The following is a 12,899-nucleotide window of genomic DNA, read 5'->3' as shown; positions in this document are numbered from 1 at the left end:
AGGAAATTTTTCCAGGAATACTCCGACTCTGAAATCCAGTGTATGGTTTCCTCATACAGTTCCCGTACTTTTGTGATATGCTTCATCTGCTGTTCCTTCTTTCTTTTACAGGTACCAGTTCTTTTGCAGAAATATCACGATAGGAAAAATCATCTGCCCCCAGCACGATTTTTTCTGCATAATAATCTGCTTCTGCTTTTGCAGTTGCCTCCAGTTCATTCCTGCCCCGGTATCTTACTTTTTTCTCCAGGACTTCTGTTATGGTCACTTCATATTCTTTTTCGTCCATGCTTCTCCTTTCTTACTGCAAGCGGCTGGGTCTTCCATACAGCCCAATGTTCGACGGATTGAACGGGTCATTCACTACTCCACGTCTGCTGTTGGCTGCATGTACCATTCTGCCATTACCAACATAAATTGCCACATGGGAAATATTGCGGAACTGCCCATTCTGCTCATAAGAATAAAAAATCAGATCTCCCGGCTCCAGTTCGCCTTCTGTAACTTCCAACCCATGTGTTACCATAAATTCTCCCTGGGTAGAGGCAATCGCCGGAAGGGAAATGCCTACCTCCTGATACAACCGCTGTACCAGGGAACTGCAATCATAATATCCTTCCTCATACCGGTGTTCCTGACTGTATTTGCAGCCTACCTTCGTCAGTGCCAGATTTGCAACGTCACTTCCTACGCCAAAGGAAGGGATCTCATTTCGGAATTCCTCACTCATGACTTCCCTTAAAAGTTCTTCTTCTTTTTCGGTCAGCTTTCCAAGTGCAATATAGTCCTCATAATTCAGGTTCTTGACGTAGCAGCCCTTCTTTGTTACCGTAATCTCATTTTCGTCCCCATCTGCCAGAAACGCTTCAAAAGTCTGATGTCCCCAGGCAGACGCAGTTGCATGATCTGCACAGAAAACATCAAATTGTACTCCATACCGGTCAAATGCTCCGGTATCTTCTACGGTATATTCAATCCCGTTCATAATGATCCTGGTTCCCATAGGGACAAAGGGGTTTTGTGCATCTACTGCAATGGTATGGTCCGGTTTTGGCATGACACCGGAGGCTGTAGGTCCTCCTGCCCACTGTCCACAACAGATACTGCACTGGCAATAACCGCTGGTGACAACATTTCCCAGGCTTTCCCCTGCCTTTATGGTGGTGGTTATGGTCGTGTTTTCAAAACTGTTCATTTCATCAAAGATTTCCTTCAGCTTGTCCTTATGCCGCTGATCCATATCCACACCTATATCCCCGGTTCCATACTTCACCATATAAACCATTAAAGTATCATAGTAATTACTCACATAATTCCCGTTTTTCTCATGGAGATAGGTAACTGCCCCATCTTCCCCATTTTGTCCAAGTTTTGTATTAAAGTCCATGTAGTAACCGCTTAAAACTTCTCGGACGGTAGGGTTCTCCTCAGACGGATTTGGCATGAACGCACCAAGTGGCGAACAGTATAAGAGGAAAAAGATAATCACTACAGGGATTGCCACCACAAGAAGAATACTGAACAGCGGAGCCAAAAGCGCCCCGGCAAACTGGACCACCTTCAGCATAAACACAGAGGCTTTCATCTTTACAATATCTTTTGCCACCTGTGCCAAACTGTCCTGCTGCCCATTTCCGGTGAGCTTATTGATCATATACTGGATTTTTCTCTGCCGGACTGCCTGTTTTTTCTGTTTCTCCATATGTTTCTTTTTCACTGCTCTTGTTTGTCTGTAAAACTGCTTATTGGTGATCTTCCCATCTGCCTGTTTTACCTTTAATTCCTGCTCTGCCTTTCTATAATTCCGATCCTTCCACAGCTTTTCTGCCGGTTTTGTTGCTGTCCCCATGACATAAAGGGAATCATTGACTTCCTCCCCGCCCTCTAACTGGGTCAATATAGCAGCCTCTCCCCGGCGTACCCCTTTTATGGCAGTCTGCTTCGCCAGGGAAGATTTTTTTGTTTCCGCCAGCTTTGCAGCCTGTTCCCTCCGATACTGTTCCTTCGCCTGGAAACCAGCAGAGGGCTGACTGTTTGGTGCTACCCCCTGTTTCATCTGATCCGGCTGTAAGGTTCCCGGTACAGATACGGTGCTTTTGGCCTTTCCATTTTGTTTTCTATCTTCTGCTGCTCCCCGGATTGCTGCCTCTTTCCCGGCTTGCTTTTTCTTTTCCTTTTGTTTTTCAAACAGCGCTTCTCTGCCCTGCTTCGGCTGTTTCCCTTTTTCTGCCCCTTCTTTTTTCTTTCTCTGCCCTAAAAGATCGGCCACCGGCTTAGAGGTAAAAGCAGCTTTCTTTTCCTTTGCAGATAAAATAGGATTTTTCTTATGCACCGTCACCTGGGCTTCTTTTTTTAATTTCAGCTCCGGCTCTTTTTCTTTTTTTACCTTAATCTCCAAAGCAGTCCCCCTCTCCGGGGTTTAATTCTTCTGCCTGATACCAGAGCGCCTGAAACAGATACCCCTGTTCCTTTTCTCTGGGTGGTGGACCGTACTCCTTTTCCAATTCCTGAAAGGCTTCCATAAGGTTTCCGGAAAATTCCTGGTAATCATCTTCTGTCAGGATATATTTTTCACTGAACAGTACCTGCTCCAATTCCCCCACTTCTACCAAATGGTCTATGTCTTCCGGGGAAAGTGGCGGTCCCAGTCTGTCATAAGTCTTTTCTTTCAGGTAGGAAAACTGATAAAGTTCCGTCTGCTGCGGTAAAATCTTCTCCTTACTGCCATCAAAGAGCAAAAAAATAGCTTCCGCTTTTAAGAAAACGGAAACCTCAGCTTGCTCACCATATTTTAGTGCCTGCTCCTTAGAAGGAAACTCCAGCCAGTCCGGAATACGGATTTCCAGCATCCAGGCTTCATACTGCAGTCCAAAAGATAATTGATATTTTGCGATAATTCCTCCTCCCTTCCACTACAAATAGTCATAATAAATCTCATTGGTATCTTCATGAAAGGACAATTCATACTGTCCGGGGATACCAGGATCCTCCATCCACCAACGGAAAAAAGCATCTACATCTGACCATAAGCGGGAATTGCACTGCCTTCCTGCAGCTTTCCTTAACTCCAGCATTTTAGCAAAAGCCCGCCGGTAAGCCCTCTCATAGGTCGGGAAGATGCGGAACTCCCGGTATCTTTGTTTTCCTGCCATAGGACAGCCTACACAGCCAACCCAGTGAAATCCCATTTCGTAAAGAGGGTTCATGGGTATTTTCTCTGCCTGGATATACTCCCAGACCTGCTGGTCACTCCAGTCAACAATGGGATTGCATACGTGTTTGCCCCTTGACAGGCATGATTCAAAGAGTCGCCTGGTATCATCATTATCATTATTTAAAATAATGGCACGTTTTTTTCCATTTGGGACAAAGTTTTCATAAATCCCCCTGTTTTTCCTCCGCTTTCGGCTTTCTGCCCACCGGACACCTGTGGTGATAAAACGCCCAGCCCCACCATTTTCTTTTAGAACCTCACAACAATACCGGATAGTCCTGGTAGGAGGGATCATTTTCATGGGGATCAGGCTCCACATAGTTATCCGCTGCCCTTTATAGTAAGGTTTATTGATACTACAAGTTATACCGGCCTGTTCTGCCTTCTGAAACTGTTCCCTCACATAATAAATAGTCTGTGGGGCATCTGCAGTAGTCAGGTTGTGCATCAGTTCAAATGGCACGCCGGAACGCCGCACCAGTTCCCTGCATACGGCGCTGTCTTTTCCTCCACTGTCCGTCACTACCAAAGGAAGCCCATAATGTTGCAGGGACATCTGGCTGGCAGTGCGGATACGTTCTATTGCTGTTTTTTCTAAATCCAATTTTTTTCAGGAGGGAAGATATCTTTTACATGGCCAAAACTCCGCCTCCTTTCCTAATTTTATCTGCCGCCCCTTTTTGGCGGCTCATATCCATTTGCTGCATACGCTTCTACGGTCATACCGTATGACTCTGCTTCCTGTCGTATCTCTTCCATAACCTGTTCTTTGTATGATTTATCCGGACAGGCAGTTGCAAAATCCCGGATATCCGGCATACAAGGCAGCTCCTTCCCTGTATTTAATGCAATCCTGCTTTCCCGGATATAGGCAAGCATGGCTTCCTGATATGCTTTTCGTGATGCGTCCCCCTGCGTCAGTAAAGGGACTTTCTTTTCTATTTCCTGTTCTTCCAGAACCGCTGTTTCCAGTTTTTCCAGGTTGCAGAAATACTGAAGGGTAGGAAGCATCTCCTCCAGTACCCATCTCATTTGCTGTTGTTCATGTTCCCATTCTTCTGTTGTCCTGGCGGTCTGTTTCATAAGCTGCTGCCCTTCTTCTGTATGGAGATAATAATCTGCAAATGCTTTTACATGATCCAGCAGATTTCCTTCCCCGTCACCAAAATCCTGGCGCCCGGTATAAGACATGACTTCCCCCTCTGAGAGAAAACAGATTTCAAAATGTGTTTTGTAATAACCTGCCATATCTTTCTCTTCCACTGCCTGCCGATCCAGCTTTCCGAACAATTCTACCGCTTGATTTAATGGCATGGCTTCTTCCAATGGAATGTCCGGGTGTTCACTGATCCGCACATACACAAAGGGTTTCAAGTCCACCGGCGGAATAAGTTTTACCTGTTCCAGTGTTGTCTTTAGCTTGTCTGCCTGTTCTTTCAACACTGATTTCTGCTCAAATATCTTGCTTCCCAGCCACCTGCTGTATTCCTCTTTTCCGTCTTGACATAAGGCTTTCCATATAATAGCTTCCTTATGTTCTGCTTCTTTCGGATAAAAGGTATGGTAAAAATCAGGGTCAAGATTTTTTTCCAGTTTAATCATTTCATCTGCAAAAACAGTAGCCTCCAAGGTTTTCTCTGTTAAAAGCCCTTTGGTATCAATGACTTTTGTTTCCGGAAGATAAGCACTCAGTTCCCTGGCAGCTATAAAAACCTCTGGGTATTGGTTTTGATCATAGATATCTCTCAAAAGATCCACATCCAACTCCCCGTTATAAACCAGGGAAAATTCCAATGGAATACCATCTTCTTCCTCCACATGAAGCCCAATTCCTTTTCCTGCATTCAACCTTTCAGAAGGAATACTCTGATAGATCTTTACTGCCTCTTCTGCACTGTGGATATCCTCCCTGTATTCTCCATAGCGGTTAAATTCCATACATTCTGCCACATAATACGTTGTCAAACGTCCGGTGGCATTCTCGCCCATCTCACCTTTTTCCACGTAGCAATACCTCCTTTTTATGCACAAAAAAAGCACTACCGTTTTTAGCGATAATGCTCTTTGTGTTACTTCTTATTTTCTTTTTAAATGATACAGCCATGCTCAATCAGCTTCTGCTGTCTGGTCGTTAAAATAGAATATTCAAGGCTTTCCCTGTCTTGATGCAAGTAAAAACAAACAGGTTCCCTTAATTTGCTCTTTTTCGGAACAAGCTCAAAGGCAAATTGCCCACTGTCAAACCGGGCACCATCAAAGTATCCCTGAATAAACCGTTCTTCCGTATTCCCACTATGTAGCAATTCATCAATCATTACTACACCGATATAGTGTTTTTCCCTTAGCGAAGCCTCAATCTCTGCAAGGTAATCAAAAGGAGGCTCGCTAGTCTTCATAACCACAAGAATATTTTCTTTTTCTTCACTTATCACAATCATATCAAAGTTATTCATCTAACTTACTCCTTTCTCCTAATTTCTAAATCACTTCATAATATTCATCAATAATCGCCAATGCTCTTTTAATCAAATCATGAGCACCTTTTATATCCAGCATCTTTGTAGTATCAATTGGTGCTGTAGGGTCATCCCAATGTTCTATTGGATGGCGATTGCTGTTATAAAACGTATAAATATTTCCAATATACTTTACCTGCTCAGGCTTTGCATTTCCATATCTCTCTGGTTTCAGCTTATATTTTACACCTATTTTATCAAACATATCAAAATGATTTTCTTTGATGTACTGCGCATTTGGTATAATACCACATTCTATTAATGCTATTTTTAATTGTGCTTCTACAACACGAATTGCCGGCTGAGCCAAATATGTTCCATCAAACATATCATCTGTGACCTTTAAATTATACACAGCCTGATGAAGAGATCTTTCCATTTTCTTAGACGGTAGCTTATCATAAGCATTTGGCATATAAAACTGAAATTCAGAGCGAACCTCGTCTTTATCTATGTTAAGATTATATGTGTCATTAAAAATTTTAGGAATTTCTTCTACTTCTATTAATTCAGTAATATATCCAATAATAGTAGAAAATAACACTTCTGGTCTTCCTTGCATTACTACTTTATTATGCTTTTGATAATGTGTCACAACTACTCTATCTTTACTTTTGTTACATTTTAAAGAAACTGCTTTTCCATGAGCAATCTTTTTTTCATCTATAATTAGATTGTCTTTTCCAATTTCATCAACAGCAAGTGCTATAACTGTTGACAAATCTTCATCTGAAATTCCCTCAACTGTAAACCAAAAATCGCCTCTTTTAACTTTAGGAATCCCATTACCTTCTGTTAAAGCAGCTTTGGCTAATTTATCTGCTTCTTCATTATAATGATCTCCAGAATGAGCTTTTACCTTTTGATAAGAAATTTTTAGAATATCTGATTTACTCTTCATAAAATTTGCATATTTCTGAGTAAGTGTATTCTTTGCCTTCCATTCTCCTTGAGCCCACTTTTCAATTCCTTCATAATCATAACGAAGTTCTAAGTTATGATAACCATTCTTAATTGCCCATTGTACTGCATACATAGCACCAAGCATTTCACCAGCAACATTTCTAATTGCTAAAGAGTCCGGTTCATTTCCATTTCCTGATTCTCTAATAGTTTCTCCTCTTGGTGTAAGAATAATACACCCAAAAGCATATTTTCCTATTTTCTCATCAAAACTACCATCTACATATACAACTAACTGGTTTGTTGTGTTCTCTTCTATATCTACTTTTTTAATTTCTTGTATCCTATTCTCTAAATAGTTTTTCGCTTCCTCTTCTGTTTCAAAACCTTTATACTCTGCTCCCGGATATCCACTTACCGACTCTTTACACTCATTCCATGAATAAAACAAACCGGTTTGCTTACCCTTTTTTACAGCATAAACTTTTTTCTTTGCCATGTATACTCCTTCAAGATTTGGGATTATAGCATAATACAACCTGTTCGTCAAGAATTTTATGTTTACACTTTGACGATATTTGTCTATTTAGCTACTTTTATTTTCTGTTTCTTATTTTATTATACATGTTCTGTCAAAACCAGTCAATGTATTTCACTGTTGCAATAATTAATGTACCTTCTCTTTCTCACTCTTTACATAAGGAAGAGATTGCTCTGCTGCTACTTCTTCCATTTGAAAGTATTCTGGCAGTATGTTTTCTTCCCTGAAACTAAAATACCGGTTCTCAGCCACCACGATATGATCCAACACCTCAATCCCCATAAGATTGCCGGCTTCTGCCAATCGCTTTGTCACTTCTATATCATGCCTGCTTGGTTCTGGATCACCGGAAGGGTGGTTATGTGCCAAAATGATACTGCTGGCATTGGATAAAATCGCAGATTTGAATACTTCTCTTGGGTGAACCAGTACACTATTTAACGTTCCCATACCTACTACGTTGACATTAATAACCTGGTTTTTTGTCCGAAGGTTTAAAATACAGAACATTTCCCGGTCACAATCTTTTAAAAAATCCTGAAAGAGTTCTGCCACATCACAGGGATTTTTTAATTCTTTACTACTGTATAGAGGAGGTTCTTCCACCAGGCGTATACTTACCACATCTATTTTATGTGTCTTCTCCATGTTCTTCCTTTCCAAAACAAATCTCCAGCATAATTCCCTCCGGCAGATTTTTTAAAAGTCTTTCCAACTGTTCTAAATTCATTTCTATTTGATATGTTTCAGCCATTCTGCCACCTTTCCCATGATATACAAAAAGAGTGCCTGATAAAAGAACTGCACTCTTTTTGTCCTATCCTTTTTCTACTTTACCGACTTATAATTTTTGCTGTTGCCTAATTTTTTCTCGTCTGTCATACCTTTTCCTTTACAGATAAAAGAAAAAGTTCCTTTCAGATTACATTACTCCTGCTTTGTCTGCAACGCCTTTTCGTGAAGGTTGGTATTGAAAAGCGCATACAGCGGATTGGCTTCTTTTTCCATACGGTTATCAAATGGAATACAGGTATTTCCATACTTAATGATCCCCGTACCGGAAGGAGAATTATCTACATATTTTAATTGTGCTTCTGGAATTCCTGCTGCAGTGGATAATTCCTGACTGTCTACATTGGACTGCTTTAACAGGGCAATAAACTCACTGTTCCCCAGCATGGTCATGGCTGTATAGTTCTGCAGCATATCAACCAAATTTTGGGTGATTCCTGTGCATAGTCCCCCTTGCTTCCTCACTTTTTTCCAGAGGCTGAACAAAAATTTCGCACTATACTCCCGGTCAAGAACCGTATGGAACTCATCTATATAAAGCCAGGTTGCCCTTCCTTTCTTTGCGTTTTCTGCAATCCTGGCACTGATATTTTCCAGCATGACCAGAGTGGAAATGGCTCCCAGCTCTTTCCCCAGGTCCCTGGTACCATAGACAATGAACCTTGCCTGTACATTCACATTGGTATGGTTATTGAAAATATTTAAAGAGCCATTTACAAACAGCTCCAACGATAAAGCAATGTCCTTTGCCTCTTCTTCTGGCTGCTCCAACAATAACTCATAAAATTCTGACATGGTAGGGATATGCTTTTCCCTTGCCTTTGCAATGTCGATATACAGCTTTCGTACACAACGGTCTATAATGGATTTATGGCGGCTGTTTAGATTATCCCCGTAACATTGTTCACACAGCCCCAGCATAAATTCCCCTTTATCTCGGATATATCCCTGGGAATCGTTTAAATCCAGCGCCCAGACATCCATCTCCAAAGGATTGATGTAATTCTTTGTATAGGTAGACAGGTTAATGATTGCCGCCTGGTTTCCCAGGGCTTCTGCAATATCAAAATATTCCAGTGTCGGATCGATACAGATAATATCATCATCTGTTCCTAAGAACACCTGCAGCATTTCCGACTTACTGAAATAGGATTTTCCGGAGCCGGGGACACCGAATACCATTCCATTTCCATTTGCCAGTTTTTTCCGGTTTCCAATGCAAAGGTTATGAGAAACCTGGTTAATGCCATAGCAGACGCCGGACTTTTCGTTTAATTCCTGTACATTAAAGGGAAGAAGGGCTGCAATATCCCTGGTGAGCATGGTCCGCATTGTGCTGATCTGCCGGTTTCCCACTGGAAGTATGGTATTCATAGCTTCCCTCTGCTGATAATAGTGGGTTTCAATCTGGCACATGCGTCCATTGCCGATATTTTTAATGGTTTCGGTTACACTGTCTAACTCCTTTTTGTCCTCTGCCATGATCAAGAAATTAACCCCTGTATAAAACAGGTTCTGGTCATTTTCCCGCACGTCGTCCATAAGATTTACAATCTTCTCCTTCTGGACTTTCTTGATATGAGAAATGTCACTGGAAAAGTCGTTATTTTTATTACGGACTCTCTGCTGCTTTAAAATATCATTTTCAATGCCCAGATATTTCTTCTGAAGAACCTTATTTGCCAGTTCTTTTGGTACTGGTACAATGCAGATTGTAGTGATGCTATGAACCGGAAGACTGGTAATCTCATTTAAAAAGGTATCCGATAAAGAAGACGGATATTTTTTAATGAATAATGCCCTGCATTTTTTCCGTTCCGTTTCAAAATAACCTGGGTAAAACTGCATATACCCTGGTGAAATATCATTTTTAGGATCACCGCCCTTTTTTAACGCCTGTCTGAAATCAAAGGAGAATTGTTCTTCTTCCCCTATACGGTAAAAATTGAAAAGTACCCGCAGCCGCTCTTCTGCATTTAATTCTTCAATGCAGGAACCAAGTTCTCCAAAGTTCTGTTTTAAGGTAGCTTCAAAAGTGGCAAAAAATGCTTTTGCCTGTTCGTAGGATTTCCGTTCTACACATACAGTCAGCAGTTTTTCCTGCTCAATCCCCTGCCTTCCATCTACAATGCGCTTTTCAATAATCTGATTATAACTTCCACGCAGCCAGTTAAAACCATCTCCTTTTTCCTGGAAAAGTACATGCTCCCGGAAATCCTGCATATTTTTATTCCGATTAAAAATGGTAATAAGAAAATATATATCAATGGCATTTACCGTCTTACAATACTGCTTTAAAATCCGCATCTGTTCTTCTGCACCTGCGGTTACATAGTTAATATCCAAAAAACGGTATGTCCTGGAATATATCCCCTTCCCTACTTCAAAAATGCCATTTTCTGCAATTCTCCCAATCCCCATGACTTCCTGAAGATATTTCGGGGATTTTACTGCTTTATCTGCTTTTTTTAACTGGTCAAACTTATCTGAAAAAATTGACAATCTCTAATTTCCTCCTTTCAGGCAGATGGGACCACAAACACAGCAGCTTCCATCTGCCGCTACATGTCTGTGTATCCCTCTCCTGAAATGGAGAGCAGGCGCTATTTCACGCCTTGATTGAATATTCTGGTCAACGGTACATCTTATACCACACCGCTGCTGCCGCACCAAGTACAATCATCACTACCGTTACAATTCCCATACGGATTGCCTTCTTTTTCACCACGTTGACATCGCCACCTTTCTTCTCTTTTTTCTGTTCCTTTTTCCTTTGCTGTACTTCCCGTTCTTCTTCCTGACGGGTTTCCATATAAATCTGTTTCAGTTCCTGCACCGATTCCGTAGAGCCATACACCAAAGGGCGGTTAAAAAAGGAAAAATAAATCATCTTCCCTGCAAACTGCCAGAATGTCAGCCCATGATAGTTATAAAACCCAGTCAGTGCCAGAGGTACAACAAAAGGGGTTGCCACATAACAGCTCAAAGTAATCCCGATTTTTTCATACAAAAGCAGGACAATCCCAGTTCCTACGCCCAATGCCAATGCCGAAAACAAAAACTGTTTTGCTGTAAGTCCTAGAACCAGGGATTCTTTATAATGCTGTAGGTCCTCACTTAATTCAATCTCCATACATAACCTCCTGTATCTGTTTTTTATCTGCTCTGTCTTCGCTCTTCCTGCATGGTTTTCTGTAATCCATGTTGATTGCAAAAGGCGGCAACCCCAGCCTGGTCAAACTTACGCAGCTCCTCCAGATGAAATTTCACCACCGCGTACTGCCCCATACCGGATTGTGCCTTCCAGGGAAGCAAAGTTCCCAGTCCATGCTCCTGAATAAATTGGATATTTTCCTTACTAAAATCACCGCTGATACAGGCAGTTCCAGGTTCCAGGCAATATCCGGGAAGGTTTACGGTCAAATCTGAAAACGGTTCCCACGCCCCATCTTCCTTACTATACAGTTCCACATAAAGGTTCTGGTTCATTGCGTAATAATCTACCCGCAATGCCAGTTCTTCGGTTTCATACGCCCATTGAAAATCTGCTGTTTTGATTTCCTTTTGAAATTCTGGATTTTTTACTTCTCCCCGTTCCTGGTATGCCTGCTCATAGGCTGCATATCCCTCCGGGTCCAATTTCTTTAAAGTTTCTTCCTGAAATTCAAACAGTGGATATTCCATACAACCAGAACAGCAAATTTCTTCTTTTAACTGTCCAAGCCCGTTTTTTTTGATAAATTCTACGATCTGCTCCAGATCATAGCCTGGGAGCAAAAAGGTCTGGTTCTTTTCCAGCGGAATTCCCATATCTGTGGTCAATTCAAAAAGTTTCCATATCTCTTCCTCTTTTTCCGTAAACACACAAACTTTGATGTTTTTATCAGCCGGATAAGTTGCAACTTCCAGCCAGACCTCATAGATCTCCCCATTGCCAAAATCCAGGCTGAGTTTTTCTTCCTGTTCCATTTACATATCCTCCCTTCTTACCGGCTCCTGCTCTTTGCAGACAGAAGCCTTTCTTTTCCCTTTTCAAAATATTCTTCATTAATTTCAATGCAGATTGCATTCCGTTCATTTAAAAGTGCTGCTTCCCCCAGGGAAAACGAACCTGCAAACTGATCCAGTACCCACTCCTTTTCTTCTGTTACAAATCCAAGGATCTGCTGCAAAAGTTGCACTGGTTTTTCTGCCTGATGAATACGGGAGTTTTTCCCTGGCGGTTCAATGTCAAAGACCGTTGGAAGCATTCCCCTGGCGCCTGACATATAGTGGGATATTCCTGGCTCCGCCTTATCCTTTTTCGCATCTGGGCGTAAATTCCTGGCTTTTCCTTTCGTAAAAAATGCAATCTCTTCCGTATTTTTAGATTTTCTTCCCGTATTGGCAACGAAATTTCCTTTTTTCCAGGCGACTTTTGCATAATATTCAAGTCCTGCTTCTTTCGCCATTTTTTTCATCTGATAGAGGTATTCATAATTTTCCCCATTTTCTTCCGGCATGAACTCTACCAGAAAACACCCTTTTTTCAACACCCGGTATTTTTCATCAAAGTCTTCCTGCGTATATTGAAAACATTCATAGGCGGCAAAATCCCGGTTTCCCCCTTTCAGGCTTTTTTTCAGGTCATAAGCATGGTCTGTAATAATGGCATCTATACTGTTATCTTTTAAAAAGCTCAAATCCCTGCCATTTCCCTGAACCAGCATACAAGTTACCTCTTCTCCGTCCTGTTCTTTGGTAACCGTATAGACTCCTTTGGCTATCCTGGAAAAAAGCCCCTTTTCTATTCCCTCATAAATTCTTACCCGGATACTGGGTTCTTTTACCTCTTTTACCTGTTCTACACAAGCCACTGCTTCTTTAAGGCTGAAGCATTCTGCGTCCTGAAAATATTCAAATAGTGTCATCTGTATCCCTTTTTCCTGCACAA

The 12,899-nt window shown here is 41.5% G+C and carries 13 protein-coding genes; all 13 read right to left on the bottom strand.

What is annotated here, in order from left to right; all coding sequences use genetic code 11:
* Window positions 1–82: 82 nt before the first annotated feature.
* Window positions 83–289: a DpnD/PcfM family protein gene (locus tag DW694_RS09265; protein ID WP_055056107.1), complete on the bottom strand. Its 207-nt coding sequence runs from the start codon at window positions 287–289 to the stop codon at window positions 83–85.
* A 12-nt stretch (window positions 290–301) separates the two neighbouring features.
* Window positions 302–2,398, bottom strand: coding sequence for an NlpC/P60 family protein (locus tag DW694_RS09260; protein ID WP_118752883.1), 2,097 nt, complete (start codon window positions 2,396–2,398; stop codon window positions 302–304).
* On the bottom strand, window positions 2,388–2,849 hold the full coding sequence (locus DW694_RS09255; RefSeq protein ID WP_025577477.1) for a hypothetical protein: 462 nt from the start codon (window positions 2,847–2,849) through the stop codon (window positions 2,388–2,390). Before DW694_RS09255 ends, DW694_RS09260 begins: the two co-directional genes overlap by 11 nt.
* 63 nt (window positions 2,850–2,912) lie before the next feature.
* Window positions 2,913–3,818 carry a phosphoadenosine phosphosulfate reductase family protein gene (locus tag DW694_RS09250; RefSeq protein ID WP_330421669.1) on the bottom strand — a complete coding sequence of 302 codons (906 nt, stop codon included), beginning with the start codon at window positions 3,816–3,818 and terminating at the stop codon, window positions 2,913–2,915.
* 59 nt (window positions 3,819–3,877) lie between these two features.
* A complete protein-coding gene (locus DW694_RS09245; protein WP_118752882.1) occupies window positions 3,878–5,218 on the bottom strand; it encodes an LPD25 domain-containing protein in 1,341 nt (446 codons plus the stop codon).
* A gap of 83 nt (window positions 5,219–5,301) precedes the next feature.
* Window positions 5,302–5,667, bottom strand: a complete 366-nt coding sequence (locus DW694_RS09240) for a type II toxin-antitoxin system RnlB family antitoxin (RefSeq protein ID WP_021650936.1) — start codon at window positions 5,665–5,667, stop codon at window positions 5,302–5,304.
* 25 nt (window positions 5,668–5,692) lie between these two features.
* Window positions 5,693–7,132, bottom strand: coding sequence for a viroplasmin family protein (locus DW694_RS16915; RefSeq protein WP_021650937.1), 1,440 nt, complete (start codon window positions 7,130–7,132; stop codon window positions 5,693–5,695).
* A gap of 168 nt (window positions 7,133–7,300) precedes the next feature.
* On the bottom strand, window positions 7,301–7,822 hold the full coding sequence (locus DW694_RS09230; RefSeq protein WP_055173282.1) for a JAB domain-containing protein: 522 nt from the start codon (window positions 7,820–7,822) through the stop codon (window positions 7,301–7,303).
* A complete protein-coding gene (locus DW694_RS17210; RefSeq protein ID WP_255610470.1) occupies window positions 7,806–7,928 on the bottom strand; it encodes a hypothetical protein in 123 nt (40 codons plus the stop codon). Before DW694_RS17210 ends, DW694_RS09230 begins: the two co-directional genes overlap by 17 nt.
* 173 nt (window positions 7,929–8,101) lie before the next feature.
* The gene (locus DW694_RS09225; RefSeq protein WP_055173279.1) at window positions 8,102–10,468 is read right to left on the bottom strand and encodes a VirB4-like conjugal transfer ATPase, CD1110 family; all 2,367 of its coding nucleotides are present in this window, start codon (window positions 10,466–10,468) and stop codon (window positions 8,102–8,104) included.
* A 130-nt stretch (window positions 10,469–10,598) separates the two neighbouring features.
* A complete protein-coding gene (locus DW694_RS09220; RefSeq protein ID WP_055056111.1) occupies window positions 10,599–11,099 on the bottom strand; it encodes a PrgI family protein in 501 nt (166 codons plus the stop codon).
* Window positions 11,100–11,122: 23 nt separating this feature from the next.
* On the bottom strand, window positions 11,123–11,935 hold the full coding sequence (locus DW694_RS09215) for a DUF4313 domain-containing protein (RefSeq protein ID WP_117689846.1): 813 nt from the start codon (window positions 11,933–11,935) through the stop codon (window positions 11,123–11,125).
* A gap of 17 nt (window positions 11,936–11,952) precedes the next feature.
* Window positions 11,953–12,897, bottom strand: coding sequence for a site-specific DNA-methyltransferase (locus DW694_RS09210; protein ID WP_286186955.1), 945 nt, complete (start codon window positions 12,895–12,897; stop codon window positions 11,953–11,955).
* Between the last annotated feature and the right edge of the window lie 2 nt (window positions 12,898–12,899).

Source organism: Ruminococcus sp. AM26-12LB (assembly GCF_003480785.1).
Taxonomy (GTDB): domain Bacteria; phylum Bacillota; class Clostridia; order Lachnospirales; family Lachnospiraceae; genus Blautia_A; species Blautia_A fusiformis.
The sequence above is the reverse complement of the archived record's forward strand: the minus strand, read 5'-3'. Positions and strand labels throughout refer to the sequence as shown.

What these genes read in the sequence shown, in the direction of transcription:
- DW694_RS09265 (WP_055056107.1), bottom strand. Translation starts at nt 289, where the DNA reads ATGGACGAAAAAGAATATGAAGTGACCATAACAGAAGTCCTGGAGAAA.
- DW694_RS09255 (WP_025577477.1), bottom strand. Translation starts at nt 2,849, where the DNA reads ATGCTGGAAATCCGTATTCCGGACTGGCTGGAGTTTCCTTCTAAGGAG.
- DW694_RS09240 (WP_021650936.1), bottom strand. Translation starts at nt 5,667, where the DNA reads ATGAATAACTTTGATATGATTGTGATAAGTGAAGAAAAAGAAAATATT.
- DW694_RS16915 (WP_021650937.1), bottom strand. Translation starts at nt 7,132, where the DNA reads ATGGCAAAGAAAAAAGTTTATGCTGTAAAAAAGGGTAAGCAAACCGGT.
- DW694_RS09230 (WP_055173282.1), bottom strand. Translation starts at nt 7,822, where the DNA reads ATGGAGAAGACACATAAAATAGATGTGGTAAGTATACGCCTGGTGGAA.
- DW694_RS17210 (WP_255610470.1), bottom strand. Translation starts at nt 7,928, where the DNA reads ATGGCTGAAACATATCAAATAGAAATGAATTTAGAACAGTTGGAAAGA.
- DW694_RS09220 (WP_055056111.1), bottom strand. Translation starts at nt 11,099, where the DNA reads ATGGAGATTGAATTAAGTGAGGACCTACAGCATTATAAAGAATCCCTG.
- DW694_RS09215 (WP_117689846.1), bottom strand. Translation starts at nt 11,935, where the DNA reads ATGGAACAGGAAGAAAAACTCAGCCTGGATTTTGGCAATGGGGAGATC.